The following is a 25,364-nucleotide window of genomic DNA, read 5'->3' on the forward strand; positions in this document are numbered from 1 at the left end:
CTGAGTTGTTCGTGCCTCGCTATGCGTTGCTGTTTCCCGTCTCAGTGGGGTCGCATTATAGGGAGATCCGAAAACAGATCAACCCTTTTTTGAAGAAAACTTGAAATAATGTGCTGTTCGCTGAGTATTTGAGCTAAACGCTCAAAAACACAACTAAACCTCCTGTATTGAGGGGTTTAAAGAGCTATTTAAAGTCAAAGTTATGGTAACTAGTGATCAGTAGAGACATATTTGGATCATCAATGCTGAAAAAGCCAACCAATAAGTTAAGAGTCGTGTTACTAAAATCATTTGAAATAGTCAAAAGCTGAGATTTAAATTCATTGGGCTATATTTTTATTTGAGAAGTGAGTTTACTAAGGCCCCAATGGTTAGCTTTACTATGAGGTTCTTAGTACCGGTATATAGATAAGAGAGCGACCCCATATATCTTCTGAGCAGCTCTAATCACTAAAAACTTCGTTAGGGATTGCTTAATGGTAGTTAAATTCGAAGTGCTATTATTAATAATTGTAAATCACTATATAAAGTGAAAATACTCTTTAACTAAAACCGGATAGGCTATTTTGGATGAATGGTAAGTAAAGGTAACTAGGCTAAGTTATTAAAACAGCAGTCGAAACAACCTATCGATTCAGAATCTATGAGTCGATGCACATAATAGAAGGTAATTACTGGTTCATATAGTTTGACAAATTTTAGGCAAGAAAAAGCCGAGCATAAGCTCGGCTTTTAGGTTTCTTTAAGACTTACTCTGCAGACTGTGCGTCTTCTTGAACTGCTTCGCTAGTCGCTGGGCGACCAACTAGTTCAATATAAGCCATTGGTGCATTATCACCAGTACGGAAGCCACACTTAAGAATACGAGTGTAACCACCTGGACGATCCGCGTTACGTGGACCGATTTCACTGAATAATTTACCAACAACTTCATTATCACGCGTGCGAGCAAACGCTAAACGGCGATTTGCTACACTGTCAGTCTTAGCCAGTGTGATTAAAGGTTCAATTACACGACGTAACTCTTTCGCTTTTGGCAAAGTAGTTTTGATGATTTCATGTTTCACCAAAGAACCTGCCATATTGCTAAACATCGCTTTACGATGGCTACTGTTACGGTTTAATTGACGACCACTCTTACGATGGCGCATGACCCTATCCTTCTAACTAAACTAATATAGTGATTTAGATTATTCAGCTAAGCTTGCAGGTGGCCAATTTTCTAGGCGCATACCTAGAGAAAGTCCACGTGAAGCTAGCACGTCTTTAATTTCAGTTAGAGACTTCTTACCTAGATTAGGCGTTTTAAGAAGCTCAACTTCAGTGCGCTGAACTAAATCACCGATATATTGAATTTGCTCGGCTTTCAAACAATTTGCTGAGCGTACTGTTAATTCAAGATCATCAACTGGACGAAGTAGAATAGGATCGAATTCTGGCTTCTCTTCTTTCTCTTCTGGCTCAGTTACATCACGTAAATCTACGAATGCATCTAATTGCTCAGCTAAGATAGTAGACGCACGGCGGATCGCTTCTTCTGGATCTAAAGTGCCGTTTGTTTCCATATCAATGATTAACTTGTCTAAATCTGTACGTTGCTCAACTCGAGCTGATTCAACCGAGTACGCAATACGTTCAACTGGGCTAAATGATGCATCAAGCAACAATCTACCAATTGGACGCTCATCGTCATCAGAGGATAAACGACTAGATGCCGGCACATAACCACGACCACGTTCAACACGAATACGCATGCTGATCTCGCTGTTATTTGTAGTTAAATTACAAATAACGTGATCTGGATTAGCAATTGTTACATCGCCATCGTGCTGAATATCAGCCGCAGTAACAGGGCCTACACCAGATTTAGTCAGGGTCAGAAAAACTTCATCTTTGCCTTCTAACGTTACTGCTAAACCTTTAAGGTTTAATAGTATTTCAATGATGTCTTCTTGAACGCCTTCTTTCGCGCTGTACTCATGTAATACACCGTCGATTTCAACTTCAGTTACTGCACATCCAGGCATAGATGAAAGTAATATACGGCGTAAAGCATTACCCAGAGTATGGCCAAAGCCACGCTCTAATGGTTCTAAAACTATTTTAGAACGCGTTGGGTTGATAGCGTCGATGTCGACTAACCTTGGTTTTAGAAATTCTGTAACAGAACCCTGCATTTTATCCTCTCTTAACTCTTAACTTTACTTAGAGTAAAGTTCGACGATTAGTTGTTCATTAATGTCCGCAGACAGGTCTGAACGCTCAGGTAGACGCTTAAAGCTGCCTTCCAATTTCTTACCGTCAACTTCAACCCAAGTCGGCTTTTCACGTTGCTCAGCCAACTCTAGAGCAGCGATGATACGTGCTTGCGTCTTAGACTTCTCACGGATTACAACAGTATCTTCTGGAGTAATTACGTATGAAGGAATGTTCACAACACGACCATTAACTAAAATCGCTTTATGGCTTACTAACTGACGTGCTTCTGCACGTGTGCTAGCAAAACCCATGCGATATACAACATTGTCTAAACGTTGCTCTAAAAGCTGTAACAAGTTTTCACCTGTGTTGCCTTTAAGGCGAGCAGCTTCTTTGTAGTAGTTACGGAATTGCTTTTCTAATACACCGTAGATACGACGTACTTTTTGCTTTTCACGTAATTGTAAACCGTAATCAGATAAGCGACCTTTACGAGCGCCGTGCTGACCAGGTGCAGTCTCAAGTTTACACTTAGAGTCGATAGCTCTTACGCCGCTCTTAAGGAACAGGTCAGTACCTTCACGACGACTCAGCTTGAGCTTAGGGCCCAAATATCTTGCCATGTTATTTCTCCTAACCTATTGTTAAACGCGACGTTTCTTCGGTGGACGACAACCATTATGTGGTATTGGCGTCACGTCAGTAATGTTGGTAATACGGTAACCAGCAGCATTCAAAGCACGTACAGCAGATTCACGACCTGGACCTGGACCTTTAATGAAAACTTCTAGATTTTTTAAACCGTATTCTTGAGCAGCAGTACCTGCACGCTCTGCAGCAACCTGAGCAGCAAATGGTGTAGATTTACGTGAACCACGGAAACCTGAACCACCGGCAGTAGCCCATGATAGTGCATTACCTTGACGGTCGGTAATCGTTACAATAGTGTTGTTGAAAGACGCATGAACATGAGCCATACCATCAGCAACTTGTTTTTTAACCTTTTTACGACGAATTGGTGTCTTAGCCATAATACTATCCCCTTATCGCTTAATAGGCTTACGAGGACCCTTACGGGTGCGCGCGTTAGTCTTAGTTCTTTGACCACGTAGTGGTAAAGAGCGACGGTGACGTAGGCCACGATAACAACCAAGGTCCATTAGGCGCTTGATATTTAAAGTAACTTCACGACGAAGATCACCTTCAACAGTGTACTTGCCAACTGCATCACGCAGTACGTCAAGAATTTCGTCTGAAAGTTCACCGATTTTTGTGGTTTCGGCGATACCAGTCGCTTCTAAGATAGCCTTAGAGCGAGTCTTACCTATGCCATAAATAGCTGTTAAACCAATAACTGCATGTTTATGATCAGGGACGTTAATGCCAGCAATACGGGCCACTAACACATCTCCTATATTCGAATTTGGTAATCAAAAGTTTGAAAAGCCCGTAAGGATACTCAAACGAAGACCAAATCACTACTAAAAACACAGGCCGAGAAAACTCAGCCTGCACGACTGTTTACTTAGCCTTGCCTTTGCTTATGCTTAGGCTCACTGCAAATTACGCGTACTACACCAGCACGTTTAATAACTTTACAGTTACGGCATATTTTCTTAACGGAAGCACGTACTTTCATTGCTCAACTCCGTAAACTGACCTTATCGACCGTAGCCTTTAAGGTTCGCTTTTTTCAGCACAGAATCATACTGATGAGACATCAGGTGAGTCTGTACTTGTGCCATAAAGTCCATGATTACTACAACGATAATCAAAACTGATGTACCGCCGAAGTAGAATGGCGTTTGCCACGCCATCGTCATGAATTCAGGCACCAGACAGATAAAGGTTATATACAAAGCACCTGCCAATGTCAGGCGTGTCATCACTTTATCAATGTATTTAGATGTCTGCTCACCTGGACGAATACCTGGGATAAATGCGCCAGATTTCTTAAGGTTATCTGCTGTTTCACGTGGGTTAAAAACCAACGCTGTGTAGAAAAAGCAGAAGAAGATAATGGCCGCAGCTAAAACAAGCGAGTACAACGGTTGACCTGGAGTCAACGTAGTAGCAACAGCTTGTAATACATCAGCGACTGGACCTTCACCTTGGCCGAACCAGCTAGCAATTGTACCAGGGAACAGAATTATACTGCTAGCGAAGATTGGTGGAATAACACCCGCCATATTTACTTTTAGTGGTAAATGCGTGCTTTGGGCAGCAAATACTTGACGACCTTGTTGGCGTTTAGCGTAGTTAACAACAATACGACGTTGTCCACGTTCGAAAAACACTACAAGATAAGTAACAGCGAATACGATTACCGCAACCATCAACAGTACAAAAACATTCAAATCACCTTGGCGCGCCATTTCGACTGTCGAACCAATAGCAGACGGCAAGTTAGCTACAATACCAACAAATATTAGAACAGAGATACCGTTACCGATACCGCGCTCTGTTATTTGTTCACCCAACCACATAAGGAACATAGTACCAGTAACTAAACTCACCACAGCGGTGAAATAGAAACCCATACCAGGGTTAACAACTAACCCCTCCATCATGCCCGGTAAGCTAGTAGCAATACCGATTGATTGAATAGTAGCTAGCACAAGCGTGCCATAGCGTGTGTACTGGCTAATTTTTTTACGCCCTTGCTCACCTTCTTTCTTAAGCTCTATAAACGGAGGATACATATGCGTTAATAGTTGCGTAATAATCGAAGCCGAGATATACGGCATAATACCCAGTGCTAACACTGAAGCTCGCTCAAGTGCACCACCACTGAACATGTTGAACATTTCAACAATGGTGCCCTTTTGTTGCTCGAAGAAATCGGCAAGTACAGCGGCGTCAATCCCAGGGATCGGCACAAATGAACCTAGACGGTAAATTATGATAGCACCCAATACGAAGAGTAATCGGCGCTTCAATTCCGAAAGTCCACCTTGTGCACTTTTTGTATCTTGACCTGGTTTAGCCATTAGTACTTCCTTAGTCTTCTACCTTGCCTCCGGCAGCTTCAATAGCTTCGCGAGCACCTTTAGAGGCTTTAAGGCCTTTAACGGTAACAGCGCGTGAAACTTCGCCAGATTTAACAACTTTAACGAAAAGAACGTTCTTTTTAACTAGACCAGCTGCTTGTAACGCGCTTAGGTCTACCACATCGCCTTCAACTTTAGCGATTTCAAAAAGGTTTATTTCTGCAGATACTAAAGATTTGCGAGAAGTAAAACCAAATTTAGGTAGACGACGTTGCATAGGCATTTGACCGCCTTCAAAACCAACGCGTACTTTGCCGCCAGAACGTGATTTTTGACCTTTGTGACCACGACCACCAGTCTTACCTAGACCAGAACCGATACCACGACCAACACGTTTTGGAGCAGTTTTTGAACCTGCAGCAGGTGAAAGTGTATTCAAATGCATCGAATTAACCCTCTACCTTAACCATGTAAGAAACCTTGTTTATCATACCACGTACACATGCTGTGTCTTCTAACTCAACAGTGTGGTTGATACGACGTAAACCAAGACCGCGTAATGTAGCTTTATGTTTCGGTAAACGACCGATAGAGCTTTTTACTTGTGTTACTTTTACAGTTTGATTTGCCATGGTTACCCCAGTATTTCGTCTACGCGAAGGCCACGTTTTGCAGCGATTGACTGTGGAGAATTCATATTCTCAAGAGCCGAAATCGTTGCACGTACTACGTTGATTGGGTTAGTAGAACCGTAACATTTAGAAAGTACGTTCTGAACACCAGTCACTTCTAGTACTGCACGCATAGCACCACCTGCGATGATACCAGTACCTTCAGAGGCTGGTTTCATGAACACTAGTGAGCCAGCATGACGTCCCTTAACAGGATGCTGTAATGTATTGCCATTTAGGTCTACATTGATCATGTTGCGACGTGCTTTTTCCATTGCTTTTTGAATAGCAGCTGGAACTTCACGTGCTTTACCATAACCAAAACCTACTTTACCTGCGCCGTCACCAACTACAGTTAGTGCAGTAAAGCTAAAGATACGACCACCTTTAACTACTTTAGACACACGGTTCACCGCGATTAGCTTTTCAGCTAGATCAGGCTGTTGTTGCTTTGCTTCTACGTTAGCCATAGTCTACTCCTAGAATTGCAAACCGGCTTCACGCGCAGCATCAGCTAGCGCCTTCACACGGCCGTGATATTTAAAGCCACTGCGATCAAAAGCAATCTTTTCGATGCCTTTGTCAGCCGCACGTTCAGCAACCGCTTTGCCAACTGCTTGCGCAGCTTCAACGTTACCGGTGCCTTTAACTGTTTCGCTAATAGCCTTTTCAACAGTAGAAGCAGCAGCCAGTACATTACCCTCAGCATTTACAACTTGAGCGTATATGTGACGTGGCGTGCGGTGGATAACAAGACGCGTTGTGCCTTGTTCAATATAATTTCTACGAGTGCGTTTAGCACGACGTAGACGAGCTGTTTTTTTATCCATCGTCTTACCTTACTTCTTCTTAGCCTCTTTACGGCGTACATTCTCATCTGAATAACGAACACCCTTACCTTTATAAGGCTCAGGTTTACGGTATGCACGAATGTTAGCAGCTGTTTGACCAACTAACTGCTTGTCTACGCCCTTAACTAGAACTTCTGTTTGGCTTGGAGTTTCAATCGTAATTCCTTCAGGAACTGCGAAATTAACTGGGTGTGAGAAGCCAAGAGTTAAATCTAATGTTTTACCCTTCGCTGCAGCACGGTAACCCACGCCTACTAACTGAAGTTTCTTCTCGTAACCTTCATGCGTACCAACAACCATGTTGTTGATTAGAGCGCGAGCAGTACCTGCTTGAGCCCATGCATTAGCTACGCCATCACGAGGTAAAGTAGTAATAACGTTGTCATTTACTTGTACTTCAACAGCGTTGTTGATTGTACGAGTAAGTTCACCGTTTTTGCCTTTAACTGTGATTTCCTGGCCTTTTAATGTAACTTCTACACCGGCAGGAACAGTAATTGGTGCCTTTGCTATGCGAGACATAGTTCCCCTCCGATTAAGCTACAAAACCAATGATTTCACCACCAACACCAGCACTACGTGCTGCGCGGTCTGTCATTAGGCCTTTAGAAGTTGATACGATAGCGATACCAAGACCACCCATTACCTTAGGTAATTGGTCACGTTTCTTATAGATACGTAAACCAGGGCGACTTACACGCTGGATATTTTCAATTACAGCTTTGCCTTCGAAGTACTTCAACTCGATAGAAAGCTCAGGTTTAGTTTCGCCGTTAACAGCGAAATCTACGATATAACCTTCGTCTTTTAGTACTTTAGCTAATGCTACTTTCAGCTTTGAAGTTGGCATCGTTACAGATACTTTCTTCGCTGATTGACCGTTACGAATTCGTGTGAACAAATCCGCGATAGGATCTTGCAAGCTCATAGTCTTACTCCCATGATTCTATTACCAGCTAGCCTTTTTAAGGCCAGGAATTTCACCGCGCATAGCTGCTTCGCGAACTTTAATACGGCTCATGCCGAATTTGCGAAGGAAACCATGTGGGCGGCCCGTAATGTTACAACGATTACGTTGACGTGCAGGGCTAGAATCACGAGGTAAAGCTTGTAGCTTAAGTACCGCGTCCCAACGATCATCTTCAGATGTGTTAACATCACTGATGATAGCTTTTAGTGCAGCGCGCTTTTCAGCGTACTGAGCAACTAGTTTTGTGCGCTTTGCTTCGCGCGCTTTCATAGAATTCTTTGCCATAACCCTACCCTTATTTCTTAAATGGGAAGTTAAACGCTTCTAACAACGCACGGCCTTCCTCATCAGATTTCGCAGAAGTAGTGATAGTAATATCCATACCGCGTACACGGTCTACTTTATCGTAATCGATTTCTGGGAAGATGATTTGTTCACGTACGCCCATGCTGTAGTTGCCACGTCCATCAAAAGACTTTGCACTTACGCCACGGAAGTCACGAATACGTGGGATAGCGATTGATACCAAACGCTCAAAAAAGTCCCACATACGCTCGCCGCGTAGGGTTACTTTACAACCAATCGGGTAGCCTTCACGCACTTTGAAGCCAGCAACAGATTTGCGTGCTTTAGTGATTAAAGGTTTCTGACCAGAGATTGCTGCTAGATCCGCGACTGCGTTATCTAAAATCTTCTTGTCAGCTAGGGCTTCGCCCACGCCCATATTCAATGTGATCTTTTCGATCTGAGGGACTTGCATGACAGAGCTGAAACCAAACTTCTCTTGAAGTTCAGCAACTACTTTGTCTTTATATACTTCATGCAGTTTCGCCATCATTCTACTCCAACTATTAGATAGTTTTACCAGTAGATTTAAAGATACGTAATTTCTTACCATCTTCAATCTTGAAACCTACACGATCAGCTTTACTCGTTTCCGAGTTGAAGATCGCAACGTTTGATGCATCCATAGATGCTTCTTTCTCAACAATGCCGCCAGCTTGGTTCAATTGTGGAACCGGCTTTTGGTGTTTCTTGATCAAGTTTATGCCTTCGACAAAGATTCGACCAGATTCAGTAACAACTGAAAGCACTTTTCCGCGCTTACCTTTGTCTTTACCTGCTAGTACGATTACTTCGTCATCACGACGTATTTTTGCTGCCATGATTGGCTCCTTACAGTACTTCTGGGGCTAGTGAAACGATTTTCATGAACTTATCATTACGAAGTTCGCGAGTCACAGGGCCGAAAATACGTGTACCAATTGGCTGTAAGTTATCATTTAAGATAACAGCAGCGTTGCTGTCAAAACGGATCAGAGAACCATCTGGACGGCGAACACCTTTTCTGGTACGCACAACTACCGCGTTTTTAACATCACCTTTCTTCACTTTACCGCGAGGAATAGCTTCTTTTACAGAAACTTTAATGATGTCGCCAATCGCTGCGTAGCGACGGTGAGAACCACCAAGGACTTTTATACACTGCACTTTGCGAGCGCCGCTGTTATCAGCAACTTCCAGCTGAGTTTGCATTTGGATCATGTTAATGACCTCCGGTGTAGTAATTACAACGTGTCTTAAATTTGTTTAAAATCAAGACATTTCGATTAAATCCCACTCAAAAACAAACGAGTTGTCTCTTAAGGGCGGGCAATTGTACCAGCATTGAGGGGGTAGCGATAGGTTATTTTTTAATTAATTTGGAGTGATGGGAAATTAAAGCTGAGTAATTACGGCTATGTAGCTATTTTACAGGTGGTTACAAAACAAACAAGGCACCTGTAATATGCCTTGTTTGTTTAAAGTGTAATAAATTAACCAAATAAACCTTTTAATTTATCTTTAATTTTATCTTTTGCTTTGTCTTTGGCTTTTTCTTTTGCCTCATCGACCTTCTGCTTAGCTTCATCTTTGAGCGCATCACCAACATCTAGCTTTATACCTACATCGTGGAAAGGCCCTTTTATACGTAGTGGTATTTTAAAGCCAGTGCTGTCATCGGTAGTTCCCTGACCTTCGATAGATCCAACTATACCTGTAACCAAACGATAGTTGACCGTTGTTTGCGGTAAATCAACGTCGCCTTCACCTGATATTCTAATAAGTGGGCTGATAAGTGATAGGTCGGTATTTTTGCCAACGCCATTAGTAAAGTTAAAACTTCCAGTTAATGCTGAAAAATCTGTTTGCTCAGATTCTTCAAATCCGGTATCAAGCCCTTCAGATGCAGCACCAAAGTTACCTGAAATGAGTTCCTTACCTTTACGAACCATCTCAGCTATATTTGCACCTTTTACAGCTCCATCAGTAAACTCAAATCCAAGCTTTCCATTAAGCGCACCAATAAACGACTTTTGACTTTGGCCAGTTGTGTTTAGGTTCCAATTTAAAGACCCCTTACCCATTAGCTTGTCAAAACCTGCCGCATCCGTTAATAAAGGCTGTGCATCTATTCCAGCTAAGTCAAAGTTAGTTGATATTTTATAAGGTACTTGCTGTGCGTTTACATTGATAACGCCTTTACCTGACCCTTCATAAGCAGAAAAGCTATCTAGGCTTAGTTTTGCAACGCTATTTTTTAAAGCAACAGTAAATTGATTTGCGCCTAATTTAATATCATTTGCTTTTAATCCACTTGAACGAATCACTACATTTGCATCTAGTGAATTTAATGCACTTAAATCAATTTTAGTGTCATCCCATACTATTGGCTCTGCAGGTTTATCTTCTTGCTCTTCTGGCTCTTCTTGTTTTGCCACTGCTTCAGGTAGATACGGGTTTAAGTCAAGCATACCTAAATCAATATCAGCATTTACTGCTAAACGCTTACCTAGGTTAAGCTCGCTCTTACCTTTTATTTCTAATGCGTCTAACGTCGCAACTAAATCTTCTAGATTAAATTTCTCACCTAGTAGGTGCATTTTACCGTTTACACTAAATCCGTTAAATGCATTGTCTTTAGCGTCTAGCTCTACACCTTGCCATTTCGCAATACTTTTAACAGACTCACCGCTTAGTGCTAACTGACCTTTAATATCTTGGCCTTGCTTAGCTATGCTCCCTTCGAACGTTAAATCAACTAAACGAGAATCTAAGGTTTGTTTAACATTAAAAGTAGCACCTTCAATTGCTTTAGCAGGAGTATCTAATTTTATATCAAGATCAAAACGCTCTTGCATATAAGTAATACCCCCTTTTACTTCTAATGTTTTACGAAGTGAAGGAAGTAAAATAGCGAGTTCTAAATCGCTAATTTGTTGTTTGGCACCTGTTTGACCATCTAGATAAGTAAATGTGCCGCCATAAATAGCAACCTCACCTAACTCAATATCAAAGTTATCTGGAAGCTTTATCGCTTCACCTGATTGGCTCTGCTCTTTTGGTTGCTCTGCAACTGCATCAAACAACTGCCAATTGGCTTTACCATTTTTGTCGGTTTCTAATAGAATATTTGGTTCGTTTATAACAAACTTATCTAATTTAAACTCACCACCAAATAATGAAAACCAAGGTATGTGTACAGCAAGCTGTTTCATACTCGCCATATCGGCGCGCGAACCTGATTCCATATTTGCAAAATGCACGTCGTTAAGTTCTAACTTTAATGCAGGGAATACGCTAAGTGTTTTATCACCTTTAATAGTAAGAGTGCGCCCAGTTGTTTGTTCTACCTGTTCTGAAACTTTGTTAAAAATAGTATCAGTAGGGATTAGAAACGGTGCGGCAACAATTAGTGCTATACATAGTAAAAGTATTACACCTACAATTTTAAGTAAGGTTTTCATGATCGTCCTTTAAAACGTGCAAATAATGTTTTTATCATAGCGAGTGTTAGCCTTAAAATCATTGTCGTTCTGATAAAAAAGCTTTTTATTAGATATTACATTCCCATCCTGAATCGCCCCTGAAACATTTTGATACCTTTAGGTTACAAATAAATATTGACCCAATGAAACCTTAAGGTTACATTGATACCTACAGGTTACATATTGTAAAAATTTTAAAAGGAAATGAGCTATGTCTAATTACGATATTAAAAGTGAAGAAAAATTTATGGGCCAAAATGCATGGTTTTCATTATTCATGGGGGTCACTTTATTAATCATTAGTGTTTACCCAATGCTTAATCAAACATCAGCCCCACTATTGTTTTTAGGAACTGCTGCTTTTTTAGGTTCATTCTTTATGTTTGTGATCAGAGGCGGGTTTACATGGAGAATGAAATACCACCTTACATATAAAGATGAGTATTTAAATACCATCGACACTATTGCCTATAAACATGTCATGCTTGGCTTACTTTTTAGTATGGGTGGCGTGTACTTACTCTCCGATACTCTTGCTTTAGAAGTTTCTCACAGCATGATGGCTACATTTTACCTTGCTGTAATGAGTTTAATATACGGCGTATCAATTCTTTGGCAAAGCAAAGATTAGGAGCAAAAGTGCAAAATAAAATTGCAAAATACCGCAAAGAAGCAGGCCTTTCTCAACAAGACTTGGCTGATCTAATTGCGGTTTCACGTAAGACTATTAGTACAGTAGAAACGGCACGATTTACCCCTTCGGTAATAATTGCTCTAAAAATAGCAAAGCATTTTAATACCTCAGTTGAAAGTCTCTTTGTACTAGATAAAAATGATTGATACATGTTAAAGCGTTAGTCTCATTCTATTAGCAAAAACACCGATTTAGCTACTTCAATTACAACGTATGGAGGACAGCGCTGTTGTTATTAACGTAATTGCGCTAAAATAGACCAGCAAAAAAATATATATCTAAACCGGAGATTCTACAAGGCATGAAAAAACTGCTAATTTCACCGTCAAAAATGACGCTAGGCGAACAAGAAAATCAAATCTATCAGAACATTCTGAAGCAATCTTCAGAATTAAGCCTTAACCTTATGGCCGTGAAAGTAGAAAACCACCCTGATGATTTTTTACCTTGGTGTTACGAATTGCTAAGTGCAAGCAGAGATCGTATGAACTACGACTTACTAGAGCCGCAGCAATTACCAGTACTTAAGAAGCTACACGATCAGCTTATTTCAGCTATCAGCTTTTTACAGGTTAAAACTTTACGTATTGCTCCGTGGCCTGTAGTAAGTGTATTTGTAGAACAACACAAAGACGTTATTGCTCTTGATGAACAGCTTCGCTTAGTAGACTACATTAAAAGCATTCGTGAACAATCTCTTAAAGATATGATTCCTGAAGACTTACTTGCGTTTAGCGGTAAGCACATGGCATCACTTGATCCAAGCACATACAACTTTGACGTTGAATGGTTTGCATCAACAAAAAGTGCGAAGAGCTTTCATCAAATGCTTGGCGATTTACCAGGTGCCTTTGACGATGCACTAGTAAATATTCCACTTGAAGGTGACATTACTCAATACGAATATCAACAATTTGTTGCTGCTTATTCAAAAATATTCACCGACAATAATGAAAAACCAACACTTGCGCCTGCAACACGACTGCTTGCAATGCGTCGCCCTGATATATTTACTCCGATCACAAACAATCGATTAGATGCATTATGCGGTGCCCTTGGTGTTTCTAAACTAAAAAATAGTGATTTTGAGCGTTACTGGCAAGATATTGTAAAAGGTATTCAAGCTATGTCATGGTACAAAATGGCTAAACCTAGTAATGAGTTAGAAGAACAATTAGTTGCTATTAAAGCACTAATCCCATGTTTCTTTCACTATGCTGATGCAAAAACACCAGATAACTCTAACTACATCAAACTGTTAAGTAAGCCTAAACGAACTACAACTACGACAGGTAAAACTCAGCGTAGAGGTAAAGAGTCTGCAGAAATTTTAGTAGACCGCGCACTTGCTGCTGACGATATTCCTGAGCACATTCGCAGTAAGCGCGATTCAATTGTGAGTGAAGTTCAAAAAGGTCGTAGTGTAAACGAAACAATTAGCCTTATGCGCACTATATTTGGCTAAAAACTTCTAATTTAGCCGTACTTTTATGGTGCGGCTAGGTTAATTTATGCACCAGCAGTGTGCGCAACATCTTCCTACATACCATATCTCTTCTCAATCTATAAAATACAAGCTCATGTTTTTAATGTATAAAAATAATTTTTAATAAAAAATAATGAAGCTGGCACATACAGTGCAATTATCCCGTTAGTTAAACAATAAAAAGCCGTCAGCCTAAAGGTTCCGAATACATAATAAAAACCTTGGCGAGCAAAAATCATATAACGGGAAATGGACATGCTAAAACTAAAAAAAACCATCGCTATAAGTGCTATAGCATTAATGGGCGCAACATCTTTAACATCAACAGCCGTACATGCTGAAGTAACAGCTAATGCAGCGGCAACATCAAACTACTTATGGCGTGGTCAAGAGCAAACTGGGGGCGATGCAGCTATTTCAGGCGGTATTGATTACGCCAATGAATCGGGCTTTTATGCAGGTACTTGGGCTTCAAATGCATCGTGGGCAGATGAAATGACATATGAGCTTGATTTATATGCAGGCTTTGGTGGCGACATTAACGAAAGCGTTAGCTATGATGTTGGCTATATTTATTACGCTTACCCAGATGCAGCTTCTGAAGCTGACGCAGATTTCTCTGAAATTTACGGTAGCATCAGTGTTGAAGGCTTTACATTTGGTGCTTCAGTACTTGCAACATCAGCTGCAAGTGGTGATGGTACAGACTTTGGTGATTCACTTTACCTGACAGCTGACTACGGTTTTGCTGTTGGCAGTAACGGCACTGAAATGGCACTTCACTTAGGCCACTACTCTGGTGACTTTATTGGCGATGATAATATCTTAGATTACGGTGTATCAATTTCGAAAGATGGGTTCACTTTTGGTTTATCTGATACAGATATGGATGACTCAGATATTAAAGCTTACGTTGCTTATTCTGTAGACTTTAATTTATAAGAAAGAATGTGTTACTTGCTGCGACACGAAGGGCCTTTTGGCCCTTTTCTAGTTTTATAGCTGTTTTGCTTTAAATGGTACATTGTACTTCTACTGTTTTAGGGTACCAAGCTGGGCCAATTTGATTCACAACCACCTCAGCTAAACCATTAGTAAACGATTTATACGTATGAACGCTTTGCCACTCCCCTTGTGGGCAATGTGTTGTTAAATCTAACGGCTCTGATCCCTCGTACAACGCAAGTGCAAAATTATGATGCCACTGTGAACTTTTTAGCGTCTTATTGCTTACTTTGCTCTGCATACCGTTATCAAAGTAAATATTTGTACACCCCGTTAAAATAATCAGTGTGCAACCGGCTGCAAATAGCTTGATGCTCATAATGCCTCCCCTAGTACTTGCTCTTGGCACCACACTTTAATGGTATGAGGCGAGTATATTCCAAGCGTAATTAAACTCAGCGCTCCATCACTAAACGTTTGCTGTGACTGCATTTGAATAACCGGTGTATTTGAACATATTTGTTTTACGTCTACCCGCTGCTCACCCACTAATCCCCATAAATAAAATGGGCGGCTATCTTCGTAATTAGCTTGGCTCGTTATTTTTGCTGTTGCCCGTGGCTGAATGGTTACCGCAGAACAAGCACTGAGGCTTAATGCTATCGCCCCTATAATTAATGGTTTCATACTCTTCCTTATAAACTAAATACCAGTAAGGTAACTTTATAAGAGAACATAAAATATTAGCGTAAAAAGCTGTGGGGAATATGTAGAAACGCTATGAAGTTTTATACAGTTTATTACACATAAAGGCCGCATAAATGCGGCCTTTAAAGTAGTCAGTTTAAGTGGTTAGTAAATAAATAGACTTTAAAACTTAGCTAAGTTGTTTTTACTGTCTTTGTCGACCAGCTTAATGTAAGGATCAACCCCTGCAAATAATGGTTTTTCTTTTACTTTTAGCTCAATAGTATTGGTACCAGATACTATTTGATGCTTTTGCGAGTAAATCACAAAGTCTTCAGCGAGAAGGTTTTCAGGATCATCGCTAAATAATGCAATATCAATTAGCTCATCGAGTGGTTGCTCGGTTTCTTCACCTTGTCCATCGGCATGCTGCTTAGTTGCTTCAACGTTTAGTGTTACTGTATAAAAACCTTCGCTATCAACATCATCTGTAACCGAGATTTCTTTCATTTCAAGCTCATAAAGCGTTATATATTTAAACTGATCATCAATAAAACGTTGTTCAGCTTGTGTTGTATCTCGCTTTAAATAACTAAGTAAATCAAGTGTGGTTGGGTATGGCGTTGATTGGTATTTATACTCATTCAAAAACGCTTTAAGTGCGGCATTTAAGCGCTCTTCACCTAATAGGTCATACAAAGCCATCATCGCAACTGAGCCTTTATTGTAATGAAGGTATTGTTGAGACTGCGTTTTATACAGCGGCATTTCTTCAAAGGCTTCGCCTGTGCGGCCCATTAAGTATCTATCTAACTCGTACTTTAAGAATTTACGAAGCTTCTCGGCGCCAAAGCGTTTTTTTAGCACCATAAGCGCACTGTATTGGGAGAGCGATTCAGAAATAACGGCGCTGCCTTCTACATTAGCCCCAGATACTTGATGCCCCCACCATTGGTGTGCAACTTCATGTGCGGTTACATAGTAAGGTAGGTCAACTTTACTCTCATCTCTTAAGTCTGTAATAAAGCCCATACTTTCTGAGTAAGGTACCGTATTGGCAAAACTTTGCGCAAACGAGCGATACTTAGGAAACTCAATAATACGAAGCTGTCTATGCTGATACGGGCCAAAGGCTTGCGTGTAGTAATCTATTGAGTCTTGAACTGACTCAATCATGCGGTCAACATTCCATGCATGATCTTTGTGGTAGTACACCTCAATATTTACCCCATTATGCTCAACCTTTTTACTTTCAAGCTCTGCCGAAAGCACAGAGTAAAAGTTTATAATTGGAGCATCCATTTCATAAACAAAGGTGCGGCGTCCATCTTTTACACTCTCATTTTTTAAGTAACCTGGAGTAATCGCAAATTGTGACTCATCGGTGGTTACGGTTGCCTTGTAGTTTATAAATCCATTAGCAGGCCCAAACTCATTTTGCGTATAATAGCGGCTGTCTTCTAGTTTATGTGCGCGCTCAAGTTCAGGTAAATCGTGCTTGCGGCGCTCATACTTATCGGCAATTTGAAAATACTTTTGATAACCAAAATTTGGTAATAATTCTCCATTATTTACAAATGTACCGTTGTGCACGAGTTGAGTATCAGATCTTCTATCAACAAAACCGTCGTGTTCACGAGAAACTGAGAGCTCGCCTTCTCGTACTTCATTGGGCATTAGCGGTTGTTCAAACTCAAACCATACCATGCCAAAATCGGTTAAACGCTCTACTATTTTTCCGCCCGCCATTTTTACATCCCAGCTTTTAGATTGGCTAGGCTCGTTGATTAACACACGGGTTATTGGCTCGTTTGCGGTATTGGTAAACTTAATTTTAGCCACGGCATTTAAAGCACGCTTTTTAGGATAAATATCAATGTGTAAGTCAACATCAGTTATTATAGGCAGTGGCAAGTCTTTGTATTGTGAAAACTCTTGCTCATACCTTACTTGTAGCGCTTCGTTATCATCACTTGTTACAAACTCGTTGATTACACGGGTGTTGTAATAAATGTTATAACCCGCGCCCACAAATACCAATAAACTTATAACGGCTGCAATCTGGCCTTTTAAAGACATGTTGTAACGCACTAAAGATAAACGAGTACGCAATGATTGCGACGGGCCGCGATGCCATAAAGCAAACCCTACAATAGCTAAAAACACACTCAATGCCCCCCAATATAGGGTATACCAATGCGCGCCTTGTAAAAAATGTCCATAACCATTTATATCAGAATACGGTACGCTACTGCTTTGAGAAAAATGATACATATGATGCTCAAACCCGTAAGCACCCATTACCATTTGAGCAATGTAATACAGAATAAATAAACCCATACCTATGTATTTATTAGGGCTAATTATTTGTAAAAAGAACGCCAATATAGCCATCATAATTAAAGGCAGTAATGTAAGGTAACCCAACCTAAATAAGTACTGACCAAGCTCTAGGTTAAATTGCCCCTTAAATAGCTGCACTGCAATGGTAAACATCATGCCTACTAAATAAAGGCCACAAACTGCAGTGATTAACGCAATAATTTTAGATACCCAAAACACACTGTTATGCACCGGGAAACTGTCAACAATATCACCCATACCACTTTGGCGTTCTCGCCAAACCAGCTCTGCGCTGTAATAAGCAATAATGATAAATATAAACAAAGCGGAGGAGTTTTGAATAATGCCCACCATGTTTTGTGTGAGCGGCCAATCCGTTGTGCCATATGCGCCAATAGGTGCAAAAAGTGGTGCGAGTAACATAGTAATACTGACACCCGCTAAAATCATAAAAGGGGCACTTAATATAACTTGCTTAAGTTCAAATAAGCTGCGCATTACTAATTGCGATTTCGTATTTACCCCTTTTGACTTGTAATTTTTAGCGCTGCTAATAAGTGCTGCTTGTTTGTTTTTTACAAACGTTGAGACAGCAAATTGCTTTTTCTGTTTTTTAGTGACTACGCGATTACCTAACTTTCCGAGGCCAAAAAACATCGCTAAACTTATTGCTACCCATAAAATACGGTTAATTAAAAAATCGCCCGAAAGCGTTAACACTTCAGTATTTTTATCACTTACAGTCCAGTAACGGGTTAAGTCAATTAACGACCCTGTGCCAAATGGGTCTGCGTAAACAACAATATTTCTAAACGCTAAATCGTCAAAATAGATACTCGCCAATTGGTAGGTTATATAAACCACCACGGCCGTTACATATACCGCCATCATGGTTTTAAAATAGACCGCCACACTATTAAAAATAGCACTGAGGACCAATAAGCTTGGCACTGCTAAATATAAAAAAGGCGCTGCGTAATATATAAACTTATTGGGGCCTACTAGCTCGCTATCGAGCCAGCCAACCAACAAGCCAAATTGAGATCCCAAAAATACGCCTAGTGGCACGCTTAAAAACACAATAAGTACAACTAAGTAAGAACCAAAAAAACGCCCTGATTGATAAGCAAGCGGGTTAACGGGCTTACTAAACACCAGCTCATCCATTTTGGTCTCGCTGTTGCGAATCGCTGAGCTTGCGACAAAGTTAACCACTAAAAACATAGCAAGCGTACAAAAGGTAACCGTTAAAACCATAATGGTATAAGGCGAGTTCATATGAACATTAGCCCCACCTAACGGAAACTTACTACTGGAGCTTATAAAAAACGCCATAAAAAAGAATATTAATGAGGTCACATAAAACGAAGGCTGACGCATAAAATAGCGCAGCTCAAACGCTAGCATATTAAAAAACATAGCGCCCCCTTATGCTACTTGGCTGTTACGATGATTAAGCAACGTAGAAAAATACACATCTTCTAGGTTTGGACTGCTGAGCTCAAAACCTTCAGGGGCTTCATTGGCTAATACATGTAATATGGTTTGCCCAGCAAATAAGCGTTTTGAAATAACAGGCAGCTGCGGTTCAAGCTCTAGCGCTTCTTCTTGGCTCATGGCTTTGCGCCAAATTTGGCCTTGGAGTTTATCGGTAAGAGCAATTGGATTGCCCTCTAATAGTATTTTACCGCCTGCCAGCACCGCCATGTTTGGGCAAAGCTCTGCTACATCTTCAACAATGTGGGTCGATAATATAACGACTTTTTGCTCGCCTAAGCTTACTAACAAGTTATGAAAGCGATTTCGCTCTTCAGGATCTAGCCCTGCGGTAGGTTCATCAACGATAAGTAAGTCGGGGTCGCCTAGTAAGGCTTGTGCAATACCAAAACGCTGGCGCATACCGCCCGAAAAGCCACTTACCGCTTTTGAGCGATGTTGATATAAATTAGTATGTGCAAGTAATCCTTCAACCGACTCTTTACGCTCTGCTTTATTATGAATTCCCTTTAAAACAGCCATATGGTCCAGTAAGTCGTAAGCACTAACACGCGGGTACACACCAAAATCTTGCGGTAGATAACCCAAACGTTGGCGCAGAGCCTGTGGGTCTTTAAAAACATCAATACCATCAAAAGTGATTGAACCCGAATCAGCCGACTGCAGTGTTGCAATGGTACGCATTAGCGATGATTTACCTGCGCCATTTGGCCCAAGTAATCCAAACATCCCTTTGCCGATAGATAAATCAACACCTTGTAGTGCATGTACGCCATTATCGTAGGTTTTAGATAACCCTGTTATTGATAGCATTTTTACTTCCTTGAATATGAGTAATTATTTTTATAATGTTTTATACCACAAGGAAAATAGGAACATAAGTTACTTGCTGGTTAAATTTGTAACAACAAATAAACATAATTTAAACTCATAACACTTGCCTGCACTGTATTCACTCGGTATAAAAACCACATATACTTTTTATAAGAAACGAAAAGCCATGCAAGATCACCAAAGCCAGCCGTTAAATGACTTTATAGAATATCCACATGAAGAAATGCTAAATCGTGCTAACGAGTTTTTACAAACCAGCCAACGCCGCCATAGCATTCGCAGCTTTAGCGTTCGCCCAGTACCAAAAAATATTATTGAAGCATGTATAAAAGCAGCTGGCACAGCACCAAGTGGAGCGAATCATCAGCCTTGGCATTTTGTGGCTATAAACAGTAGCGATGTAAAAAAACAAATAAGAGAAGCCGCAGAAAAATTAGAGCGTTCTTTTTACGAAGGCAGAGCAGGTGAAGAATGGTTAGATGCGCTAAAACCGTTAGGTACCGACGCCAATAAACCTTATTTAGAGCATGCACCTTGGCTTATAGCTGTATTTAGTCAAAAAAAGGGCGGCGTAAGCAGCGATGATAAAAATACGAATTATTATGTGCATGAGTCTGTTGGCTTAGCTACCGGCTTTTTAATTCAAGCTTTGCACCGCAGTGGTTTGGCAACCCTTACTCATACTCCAAAGCCAATGAGTTTTTTAACCGACATATGTAATCGCGATAAAGATAACGAACGCCCATACATGCTACTTATTGCAGGCTACCCAAGCGATGATGCCACAGTACCTGCTCATGCACTGGATAAAAAATCACTCGATGAAATAGCTACGTTTATTTAGTATTTTCTTGTCGGCAAAACCACTCATATAGCAAAGCAATGATCGACTCAACTTTTGGGTCGGTCAACGAGTAATAAATAGTGTGCCCTTCTCTGCGAGTAGCAACCATATCTGCCTTGCGTAAACTTGCTAAATGCTGAGATAACGCTGACTGTGCTAAAGGTACATTTTTATTTAGCTCACCTACACTTTGCTCACCTTGTAATAAACTACATAAAATCATTAAGCGATTTTTGTTAGCCATTAATTTTAAAAACTGTTCGGCTTGCTCTGCGTTGACAGCTAGTTGTTCAATATTCATTTTTATTATTTCTCTTTTTTAATACCTTTTTAAGTATAGACTTTTACATTAGTAAGTTCTAATATAATTAACATTAGGTTTTACTAATATTAAGATAGCCATGAAACTAGCGATGCCATTTTATTAATCGGCGGAAGTGCTGTAGCAGTATCCGCACTATTAAGTTACTTTATATAAAGTAACTTTCAGTTTTTAACGTTATTTATAAGTATTAACTCAATTCAACCTACTTATACCAAGTAGCACCTATTAATGTCTTTTTTAAGAAAAAGAGGATTTACAAACTAATGCTTACATCAATCCCTGACTTACTAAAAATTATCACACCTAACCAACGCCGTATTGACGCAGCGCAAGCAAAACTCGAGCTTGAACAAAATAAAGGTTTACTTATTGATGTGCGAGAACCTGCAGAGCACGCGACAAAATCGGCTGCCGGCGCTATAAATATTCCGCGTGGGTTACTCGAGATGAAACTGATGGAAATAGAAAAAGACGCAGCTCGCCCTATTTACGTGCACTGCGCAAGTGGTGCGCGCGCAACGTTGGGAGCAGAAGCGTTAACGCGTGTGGGTTATGAAAACGTAACCGTTATTACCTGTGACGCAAACCAAATATGTAGTGTGTTTTAAACATCAACTGAATACTTATAATGATGCGCCTAGTAAAGGTAGGCGTTTAACTTTGTGATAAGTCAGTGCTAATTTAATACACTCTTTAACTGGGTATTCTGGTAATGGCTTTTCACTATTTAATACAATTGCCCGGTTACCTTCGAAAGTGAGAGTGTGGGAATACAACTCTCTAAATGTGCTTACTAGCTTTGATTGGCAATGAAAAAACAAATAACACGAGGAGCCCTTAAAGCCTACGCGAATGGGGCTGCCATTTATTGTGTTATAACTTGGCTCTCCCCACTTTAAAGACTCTTCAACAGCTCCTAAGTTTTGCTCTTGTGCTACGGTATAAATTAACTCTCGTAATTTTATAAGCTTACTTTTTGCTATCTCAGGATAATTATTAAATATATTTTCTATTTCCGTATTCATAAAAATATCCTTATAAGCTTTACAATTTTAAAACAGGCTACTTTTGCTGCCTTTCATCAAGTAAAACAAGTAGCATCTGCTCAATATTTTTAACACTATAAGTAAGTGATCTCAGTAGCTCTTTCTCACTTTGCTCTGTTGCCTGCTGCGACGCTTTACCTTGGTTTGCCAATACATCTTTTTGCTCAAGTATGGCTTCTCTAAACTCACTGGCATTTTCAACACCAAGTAATGACACCAATGCACCATGACCCGACTGCCCTGCAGTTTCAAAGCTTAAGCGGTATAACCCAAAAAAGCGCATAAGCGGCCCTTGGTTCAGCCCCACATCGGTTATTTTTTCAAGTGGTATAGATTTTTCTTCTTTAAATAAAATGCCGCGTTTAACAACCAGCTTTTGCGTGAGTAATTGCGCCGACATAGCGGCCAAAATTTCACCTGCCACCAGCCATACAACAAATAACACCACAGGTATAAGTGGAATGGTCACTAATGCAACGGCACTAAAAAAGCATGCCATGGTCATCCAGTATTGCTTCACTTTGGGATCAAAGCTGGCACTTTTTAAAATAGGGTTGCTCATTGGTTTATCCTTAATCTACTTAAACACAGCGCTTTGCTGCTAGTAAAATACACTGCTTGTTTAAGTTACGTGATCAATTACTTCAATGCAATTTAACGAGGTTGTTAAGCAATGATAACGCTTAGTTAATACGCCCATTATTTTAATTTATAGGGTTGTTTAACCTAATTGTGTGCTTTATATTCTGGATAATAGCTTTATAGACGTCTAAACATCCAAGGTGAAATTATCTCATACAAAGGAAATATAATGACAACTCATACTCTAACTTTACTCGATGGCGGCATGAGCAGAGAGCTCACTCGTATTGGTGCGCCATTTCAGCAACCTGAGTGGTCAGCATTGGCAGTAATAGAAGCCCCTGACAAAGTAACGCAGGCTCATAGTAACTTTATACAAAGTGGTGCCACTGTTATAACCACAAATAGCTATGCATTAGTGCCTTTTCATATTGGCGAAGAGCGCTTTAACCAATCTGCTAAATCACTGGCTGCAACCGCCGGACTAGCGGCTAAAAAAGCGGTCGAGCAACAAAACAAAGGCACAAAAATAGCAGCAAGTTTACCTCCTATGTTTGGCTCATATCGCCCAGATTTATACCAAGCAGAGCAACTAACACGCATTGCCACGCCTTTAATAGAAGGCCTAGCACCTTATGCCGACCTGTGGTTAATAGAAACCCAAAGCCTCATTCAAGAAGCGCTCGATATTAAAGCACTAATCAGTAAAGTAAGTGATAGTCAAAAACCTGTATGGGTTGCCTTTACCCTTGACGATGAAAACCCCAACGAGCAAGCCACGTTACGCTCGGGCGAGTCGGTGCAAGATGCGGTCACTGCAATGCTAAAAGAAAATGTAAAAGGCATTTTATTTAATTGCTGCCAGCCCGAGGTAATAGAGCAAGCTTTAGTTTTAACCCAAAAGGAATTAAAAACACAAAGAGCAGAGCATGTTCAAGTGGGTGCTTACGCAAATGCATTTGCGCCACAAACTAAAGAAGCCACAGCTAACGAAGGGTTAGATGAGGTTCGCAAAGACTTAACCCCGCTCTCTTACTTGCAATGGGCTAAGCAATGGCAACAACAAGGTGCCAGCATAATTGGTGGCTGCTGCGGTATAGGCCCTGAACACATTGCAACATTAAATCAGCACTTTGCCTCTTTATAACGCTAATTATTAGCTTACATGTAAGTAGTAAAATGAAAGAAAATAAAATTGGATTAGTCGCACTTACCGCGCTGGTATTTAGTGCAATGGTAGGGGCTGGGATATTTAGTCTGCCACAAAATATGGCCGAAGTGGCTGGTGTAAATGCTGTTTTAGTAGGTTGGCTTATCACCGGTGTGGGTATTTTATTGCTTGCAGGGTGTTTTTTACAATTATCACGCGCTAAGCCAGAGCTCGACGGCGGCATTTATATTTATGCTAGAGAAGGCTTTGGCGAACTAGCAGGCTTTTTATCTGCATGGGGCTATTGGCTTTGCGCCACCATTGGGGTGGTGGGTTATTTAGTCGTGGCTTTTGCTGCTTTAGGCGCATTTGTAGATACGCCAACATTCACCCTATTTGGCCAGGGTAATACCCTTATGGCGTTTATTTGCGAATCTATTATTTTATGGGCTGTGCATTTAATTATTGTTAAAGGCATTAAACAGGCCTCTTTCATTAACCTGCTTGGCACTATCGCTAAAGTGATCCCGCTGTTGCTATTTATCGGCTTTGCTTATGCTTATTTTGACCCTAACGTATTTAAGGCAAATCAAAGCCATGTGAGTGTGCAAACAGACTTTATTGATCAAGTAAAAAATACCATGCTTATTACTTTATGGGTATTTACCGGTATTGAAGGGGCTGCTGTGCTCTCTGCTCGTGCCAAAAACCGTAAAGATATTGGCCTAGCCACGGTGATAGGCGTTGTTGCAGCGCTTATTTTATATATTGCTATTACCATGCTGTCATTTGGGATAATGAACCAAAGCACTATTGCCCAACTTAGTAACCCTTCAATGGCGGGCATTATGGCCATGATGAGTGGCACTACAGGCAAAGTTATTATAAGTGCGGGGCTTATTGTGTCGGTACTGGCTTCTTACTTAAGTTGGATTATTTACGCCGCCGAAGTGCCTAACAGCGCGGCTAAATACGGCGCATTTCCTAACGTTTTTAAAAAGCAAAATCATAACGGAACCTCTATAGCGTCATTAACTTTAACCAGCATTACAGTGCAACTTTGCTTAGTGCTTATTTTATTTACTGGCGAGAGTTATAACACCTTAGTGCTTGTATCAACGTCTATGATATTGGTGCCGTACTTTTTAGTTGCCGCCTATATGGTAAAAGTCGCCTTTGCACAAAAGCTCTCGGTACCCATTAAGCTAATGGGGTTAGGCGCAAGTGTGTATGGTTTATGGCTTGTTTATGCTGCGGGGCTAAACACATTAGCGCTTTCACTTATTTTATATATTCCAGGCACGTTATTATTTATGTATAGCCGTAAACAATTTAAATTAAATCAACACGCTTAAAGTATCCATACTCAGGTTTTATCTTTATTAAAAGCCTGAGTATTAACCCACTTACATTCAGATAAACTTTCATACACTCTCTTACA

At 40.5% G+C, this 25,364-nt stretch carries 33 protein-coding genes; 8 read left to right on the top strand and 25 right to left on the bottom strand.

Annotation, left to right across the window (positions count from 1 at the left end; translation table 11 throughout):
- Positions 1-749: 749 nt before the first annotated feature.
- The 18 genes from rplQ to H5090_RS12430 form a co-directional block, all read right to left on the bottom strand.
- On the bottom strand, positions 750-1,151 hold the full coding sequence (gene rplQ, locus H5090_RS12345) for a 50S ribosomal protein L17 (protein WP_002959450.1): 402 nt from the start codon (positions 1,149-1,151) through the stop codon (positions 750-752).
- Between the two features lie 39 nt (positions 1,152-1,190).
- Complete coding sequence (locus H5090_RS12350) at positions 1,191-2,177, bottom strand: DNA-directed RNA polymerase subunit alpha (RefSeq protein ID WP_002959452.1); 987 nt, start codon at positions 2,175-2,177, stop codon at positions 1,191-1,193.
- Positions 2,178-2,201: 24 nt separating this feature from the next.
- Positions 2,202-2,822, bottom strand: coding sequence for a 30S ribosomal protein S4 (gene rpsD / locus H5090_RS12355; protein WP_002959461.1), 621 nt, complete (start codon positions 2,820-2,822; stop codon positions 2,202-2,204).
- Between the two features lie 21 nt (positions 2,823-2,843).
- Positions 2,844-3,230, bottom strand: a complete 387-nt coding sequence (rpsK, locus tag H5090_RS12360; RefSeq protein WP_002959471.1) for a 30S ribosomal protein S11 — start codon at positions 3,228-3,230, stop codon at positions 2,844-2,846.
- Between the two features lie 12 nt (positions 3,231-3,242).
- Entirely contained in the window at positions 3,243-3,599 is a 357-nt protein-coding gene (gene rpsM, locus H5090_RS12365) for a 30S ribosomal protein S13 (protein WP_002959473.1), read from the bottom strand.
- A 125-nt stretch (positions 3,600-3,724) separates the two neighbouring features.
- Positions 3,725-3,838, bottom strand: coding sequence for a 50S ribosomal protein L36 (gene rpmJ, locus H5090_RS12370; RefSeq protein ID WP_002959476.1), 114 nt, complete (start codon positions 3,836-3,838; stop codon positions 3,725-3,727).
- Between the two features lie 22 nt (positions 3,839-3,860).
- Positions 3,861-5,189 (bottom strand): preprotein translocase subunit SecY, encoded by a 1,329-nt coding sequence (secY, locus tag H5090_RS12375; RefSeq protein ID WP_002959478.1) that lies wholly within the window; start codon positions 5,187-5,189, stop codon positions 3,861-3,863.
- A gap of 10 nt (positions 5,190-5,199) precedes the next feature.
- Positions 5,200-5,634 (bottom strand): 50S ribosomal protein L15, encoded by a 435-nt coding sequence (gene rplO / locus H5090_RS12380; RefSeq protein ID WP_002959480.1) that lies wholly within the window; start codon positions 5,632-5,634, stop codon positions 5,200-5,202.
- 4 nt (positions 5,635-5,638) lie between these two features.
- Positions 5,639-5,821, bottom strand: a complete 183-nt coding sequence (rpmD, locus tag H5090_RS12385; RefSeq protein ID WP_002959482.1) for a 50S ribosomal protein L30 — start codon at positions 5,819-5,821, stop codon at positions 5,639-5,641.
- 2 nt (positions 5,822-5,823) lie between these two features.
- Complete coding sequence (rpsE, locus tag H5090_RS12390; protein ID WP_002959485.1) at positions 5,824-6,330, bottom strand: 30S ribosomal protein S5; 507 nt, start codon at positions 6,328-6,330, stop codon at positions 5,824-5,826.
- A gap of 9 nt (positions 6,331-6,339) precedes the next feature.
- Positions 6,340-6,690: a 50S ribosomal protein L18 gene (gene rplR / locus H5090_RS12395; protein ID WP_002959486.1), complete on the bottom strand. Its 351-nt coding sequence runs from the start codon at positions 6,688-6,690 to the stop codon at positions 6,340-6,342.
- Between the two features lie 9 nt (positions 6,691-6,699).
- On the bottom strand, positions 6,700-7,233 hold the full coding sequence (rplF, locus tag H5090_RS12400) for a 50S ribosomal protein L6 (protein WP_002959488.1): 534 nt from the start codon (positions 7,231-7,233) through the stop codon (positions 6,700-6,702).
- A gap of 13 nt (positions 7,234-7,246) precedes the next feature.
- Complete coding sequence (gene rpsH, locus H5090_RS12405) at positions 7,247-7,639, bottom strand: 30S ribosomal protein S8 (RefSeq protein ID WP_002959491.1); 393 nt, start codon at positions 7,637-7,639, stop codon at positions 7,247-7,249.
- A 21-nt stretch (positions 7,640-7,660) separates the two neighbouring features.
- Positions 7,661-7,966 (bottom strand): 30S ribosomal protein S14, encoded by a 306-nt coding sequence (rpsN, locus tag H5090_RS12410; protein WP_006794245.1) that lies wholly within the window; start codon positions 7,964-7,966, stop codon positions 7,661-7,663.
- Positions 7,967-7,976: 10 nt separating this feature from the next.
- Positions 7,977-8,516: a 50S ribosomal protein L5 gene (rplE, locus tag H5090_RS12415; RefSeq protein ID WP_010554915.1), complete on the bottom strand. Its 540-nt coding sequence runs from the start codon at positions 8,514-8,516 to the stop codon at positions 7,977-7,979.
- Positions 8,517-8,532: 16 nt separating this feature from the next.
- Positions 8,533-8,847 (bottom strand): 50S ribosomal protein L24, encoded by a 315-nt coding sequence (gene rplX / locus H5090_RS12420; protein WP_002959496.1) that lies wholly within the window; start codon positions 8,845-8,847, stop codon positions 8,533-8,535.
- A 10-nt stretch (positions 8,848-8,857) separates the two neighbouring features.
- Positions 8,858-9,226, bottom strand: coding sequence for a 50S ribosomal protein L14 (rplN, locus tag H5090_RS12425; RefSeq protein WP_002959498.1), 369 nt, complete (start codon positions 9,224-9,226; stop codon positions 8,858-8,860).
- 272 nt (positions 9,227-9,498) lie between these two features.
- Complete coding sequence (locus H5090_RS12430) at positions 9,499-11,469, bottom strand: AsmA family protein (protein ID WP_182695844.1); 1,971 nt, start codon at positions 11,467-11,469, stop codon at positions 9,499-9,501.
- A 232-nt stretch (positions 11,470-11,701) separates the two neighbouring features.
- On the opposite strand from H5090_RS12430, the gene H5090_RS12435 reads away from it, so the two are divergent.
- From H5090_RS12435 to H5090_RS12450, 4 genes are all read left to right on the top strand, one after another.
- Positions 11,702-12,121 (top strand): hypothetical protein, encoded by a 420-nt coding sequence (locus H5090_RS12435; RefSeq protein WP_182695845.1) that lies wholly within the window; start codon positions 11,702-11,704, stop codon positions 12,119-12,121.
- Positions 12,122-12,129: 8 nt separating this feature from the next.
- A complete protein-coding gene (locus H5090_RS12440) occupies positions 12,130-12,330 on the top strand; it encodes a helix-turn-helix transcriptional regulator (protein WP_002959505.1) in 201 nt (66 codons plus the stop codon).
- Between the two features lie 155 nt (positions 12,331-12,485).
- Positions 12,486-13,649 carry a hypothetical protein gene (locus tag H5090_RS12445; RefSeq protein WP_024606326.1) on the top strand — a complete coding sequence of 388 codons (1,164 nt, stop codon included), beginning with the start codon at positions 12,486-12,488 and terminating at the stop codon, positions 13,647-13,649.
- 276 nt (positions 13,650-13,925) lie between these two features.
- The gene (locus H5090_RS12450) at positions 13,926-14,612 is read left to right on the top strand and encodes a TorF family putative porin (protein WP_024591363.1); all 687 of its coding nucleotides are present in this window, start codon (positions 13,926-13,928) and stop codon (positions 14,610-14,612) included.
- 70 nt (positions 14,613-14,682) lie between these two features.
- Here the strand turns inward: H5090_RS12450 and H5090_RS12455 are convergent, their stop codons facing one another.
- From H5090_RS12455 to H5090_RS12470, 4 genes are all read right to left on the bottom strand, one after another.
- Positions 14,683-14,994: a Bor/Iss family lipoprotein gene (locus H5090_RS12455; protein ID WP_182695846.1), complete on the bottom strand. Its 312-nt coding sequence runs from the start codon at positions 14,992-14,994 to the stop codon at positions 14,683-14,685.
- The gene (locus tag H5090_RS12460; RefSeq protein ID WP_182693249.1) at positions 14,991-15,302 is read right to left on the bottom strand and encodes a Bor family protein; all 312 of its coding nucleotides are present in this window, start codon (positions 15,300-15,302) and stop codon (positions 14,991-14,993) included. Before H5090_RS12460 ends, H5090_RS12455 begins: the two co-directional genes overlap by 4 nt.
- Positions 15,303-15,485: 183 nt before the next feature.
- On the bottom strand, positions 15,486-19,064 hold the full coding sequence (locus tag H5090_RS12465) for a M1 family aminopeptidase (protein WP_182695847.1): 3,579 nt from the start codon (positions 19,062-19,064) through the stop codon (positions 15,486-15,488).
- Between the two features lie 9 nt (positions 19,065-19,073).
- A complete protein-coding gene (locus tag H5090_RS12470) occupies positions 19,074-19,955 on the bottom strand; it encodes an ABC transporter ATP-binding protein (RefSeq protein ID WP_182695848.1) in 882 nt (293 codons plus the stop codon).
- Positions 19,956-20,142: 187 nt separating this feature from the next.
- Here H5090_RS12470 and H5090_RS12475 point away from each other — a divergent pair, with 187 nt between their 5' ends.
- Positions 20,143-20,820: a nitroreductase family protein gene (locus tag H5090_RS12475; protein ID WP_182695849.1), complete on the top strand. Its 678-nt coding sequence runs from the start codon at positions 20,143-20,145 to the stop codon at positions 20,818-20,820.
- Here the strand turns inward: H5090_RS12475 and H5090_RS12480 are convergent.
- Positions 20,813-21,121, bottom strand: a complete 309-nt coding sequence (locus tag H5090_RS12480) for a helix-turn-helix transcriptional regulator (RefSeq protein WP_010554926.1) — start codon at positions 21,119-21,121, stop codon at positions 20,813-20,815. The two genes, H5090_RS12475 and H5090_RS12480, sit on opposite strands and share 8 nt — an antisense overlap.
- Before the next feature lie 287 nt (positions 21,122-21,408).
- Here H5090_RS12480 and H5090_RS12485 point away from each other — a divergent pair, with 287 nt between their 5' ends.
- Positions 21,409-21,753 carry a rhodanese-like domain-containing protein gene (locus H5090_RS12485; protein WP_024591370.1) on the top strand — a complete coding sequence of 115 codons (345 nt, stop codon included), beginning with the start codon at positions 21,409-21,411 and terminating at the stop codon, positions 21,751-21,753.
- 15 nt (positions 21,754-21,768) lie between these two features.
- On the opposite strand, the gene H5090_RS12490 is transcribed toward H5090_RS12485, so the two are convergent.
- Positions 21,769-22,170, bottom strand: a complete 402-nt coding sequence (locus H5090_RS12490) for a DUF1801 domain-containing protein (protein WP_024604483.1) — start codon at positions 22,168-22,170, stop codon at positions 21,769-21,771.
- A gap of 37 nt (positions 22,171-22,207) precedes the next feature.
- Entirely contained in the window at positions 22,208-22,753 is a 546-nt protein-coding gene (locus H5090_RS12495) for a PH domain-containing protein (protein WP_182695850.1), read from the bottom strand.
- 249 nt (positions 22,754-23,002) lie between these two features.
- On the opposite strand from H5090_RS12495, the gene H5090_RS12500 reads away from it, so the two are divergent.
- Together H5090_RS12500 and H5090_RS12505 are read left to right on the top strand one after the other, a co-directional pair.
- On the top strand, positions 23,003-23,920 hold the full coding sequence (locus H5090_RS12500; RefSeq protein ID WP_182695851.1) for a homocysteine S-methyltransferase family protein: 918 nt from the start codon (positions 23,003-23,005) through the stop codon (positions 23,918-23,920).
- Between the two features lie 32 nt (positions 23,921-23,952).
- Entirely contained in the window at positions 23,953-25,278 is a 1,326-nt protein-coding gene (locus tag H5090_RS12505) for a basic amino acid/polyamine antiporter (RefSeq protein WP_182695852.1), read from the top strand.
- The last annotated feature ends 86 nt before the right edge of the window (positions 25,279-25,364 follow it).

Origin of the sequence: Pseudoalteromonas sp. SR43-5 (assembly GCF_014163835.1) — a bacterium.
GTDB classification, from domain to species: Bacteria; Pseudomonadota; Gammaproteobacteria; order Enterobacterales; family Alteromonadaceae; genus Pseudoalteromonas; species Pseudoalteromonas distincta.

Excerpts from the sequence above, each read along its gene's own strand:
- rplE (WP_010554915.1), bottom strand. The coding sequence starts at position 8,516 with ATGGCGAAACTGCATGAAGTATATAAAGACAAAGTAGTTGCTGAACTT.
- H5090_RS12495 (WP_182695850.1), bottom strand. The coding sequence starts at position 22,753 with ATGAGCAACCCTATTTTAAAAAGTGCCAGCTTTGATCCCAAAGTGAAG.
- rplX (WP_002959496.1), bottom strand. The coding sequence starts at position 8,847 with ATGGCAGCAAAAATACGTCGTGATGACGAAGTAATCGTACTAGCAGGT.
- rplF (WP_002959488.1), bottom strand. The coding sequence starts at position 7,233 with ATGTCTCGCATAGCAAAGGCACCAATTACTGTTCCTGCCGGTGTAGAA.
- H5090_RS12500 (WP_182695851.1), top strand. The coding sequence starts at position 23,003 with ATGACAACTCATACTCTAACTTTACTCGATGGCGGCATGAGCAGAGAG.
- rpmD (WP_002959482.1), bottom strand. The coding sequence starts at position 5,821 with ATGGCAAATCAAACTGTAAAAGTAACACAAGTAAAAAGCTCTATCGGT.
- H5090_RS12470 (WP_182695848.1), bottom strand. The coding sequence starts at position 19,955 with ATGCTATCAATAACAGGGTTATCTAAAACCTACGATAATGGCGTACAT.
- H5090_RS12465 (WP_182695847.1), bottom strand. The coding sequence starts at position 19,064 with ATGTTTTTTAATATGCTAGCGTTTGAGCTGCGCTATTTTATGCGTCAG.
- H5090_RS12485 (WP_024591370.1), top strand. The coding sequence starts at position 21,409 with ATGCTTACATCAATCCCTGACTTACTAAAAATTATCACACCTAACCAA.
- H5090_RS12430 (WP_182695844.1), bottom strand. The coding sequence starts at position 11,469 with ATGAAAACCTTACTTAAAATTGTAGGTGTAATACTTTTACTATGTATA.
- rpsN (WP_006794245.1), bottom strand. The coding sequence starts at position 7,966 with ATGGCAAAGAATTCTATGAAAGCGCGCGAAGCAAAGCGCACAAAACTA.
- rplO (WP_002959480.1), bottom strand. The coding sequence starts at position 5,634 with ATGCATTTGAATACACTTTCACCTGCTGCAGGTTCAAAAACTGCTCCA.
- H5090_RS12505 (WP_182695852.1), top strand. The coding sequence starts at position 23,953 with ATGAAAGAAAATAAAATTGGATTAGTCGCACTTACCGCGCTGGTATTT.
- H5090_RS12445 (WP_024606326.1), top strand. The coding sequence starts at position 12,486 with ATGAAAAAACTGCTAATTTCACCGTCAAAAATGACGCTAGGCGAACAA.
- H5090_RS12435 (WP_182695845.1), top strand. The coding sequence starts at position 11,702 with ATGTCTAATTACGATATTAAAAGTGAAGAAAAATTTATGGGCCAAAAT.
- rpsD (WP_002959461.1), bottom strand. The coding sequence starts at position 2,822 with ATGGCAAGATATTTGGGCCCTAAGCTCAAGCTGAGTCGTCGTGAAGGT.
- H5090_RS12475 (WP_182695849.1), top strand. The coding sequence starts at position 20,143 with ATGCAAGATCACCAAAGCCAGCCGTTAAATGACTTTATAGAATATCCA.
- rpsK (WP_002959471.1), bottom strand. The coding sequence starts at position 3,230 with ATGGCTAAGACACCAATTCGTCGTAAAAAGGTTAAAAAACAAGTTGCT.
- rpmJ (WP_002959476.1), bottom strand. The coding sequence starts at position 3,838 with ATGAAAGTACGTGCTTCCGTTAAGAAAATATGCCGTAACTGTAAAGTT.
- H5090_RS12460 (WP_182693249.1), bottom strand. The coding sequence starts at position 15,302 with ATGAAACCATTAATTATAGGGGCGATAGCATTAAGCCTCAGTGCTTGT.
- H5090_RS12480 (WP_010554926.1), bottom strand. The coding sequence starts at position 21,121 with ATGAATATTGAACAACTAGCTGTCAACGCAGAGCAAGCCGAACAGTTT.
- H5090_RS12350 (WP_002959452.1), bottom strand. The coding sequence starts at position 2,177 with ATGCAGGGTTCTGTTACAGAATTTCTAAAACCAAGGTTAGTCGACATC.
- rpsE (WP_002959485.1), bottom strand. The coding sequence starts at position 6,330 with ATGGCTAACGTAGAAGCAAAGCAACAACAGCCTGATCTAGCTGAAAAG.
- rplQ (WP_002959450.1), bottom strand. The coding sequence starts at position 1,151 with ATGCGCCATCGTAAGAGTGGTCGTCAATTAAACCGTAACAGTAGCCAT.
- rplR (WP_002959486.1), bottom strand. The coding sequence starts at position 6,690 with ATGGATAAAAAAACAGCTCGTCTACGTCGTGCTAAACGCACTCGTAGA.
- rpsH (WP_002959491.1), bottom strand. The coding sequence starts at position 7,639 with ATGAGCTTGCAAGATCCTATCGCGGATTTGTTCACACGAATTCGTAAC.
- secY (WP_002959478.1), bottom strand. The coding sequence starts at position 5,189 with ATGGCTAAACCAGGTCAAGATACAAAAAGTGCACAAGGTGGACTTTCG.
- H5090_RS12450 (WP_024591363.1), top strand. The coding sequence starts at position 13,926 with ATGCTAAAACTAAAAAAAACCATCGCTATAAGTGCTATAGCATTAATG.
- rplN (WP_002959498.1), bottom strand. The coding sequence starts at position 9,226 with ATGATCCAAATGCAAACTCAGCTGGAAGTTGCTGATAACAGCGGCGCT.
- H5090_RS12455 (WP_182695846.1), bottom strand. The coding sequence starts at position 14,994 with ATGAGCATCAAGCTATTTGCAGCCGGTTGCACACTGATTATTTTAACG.
- H5090_RS12490 (WP_024604483.1), bottom strand. The coding sequence starts at position 22,170 with ATGAATACGGAAATAGAAAATATATTTAATAATTATCCTGAGATAGCA.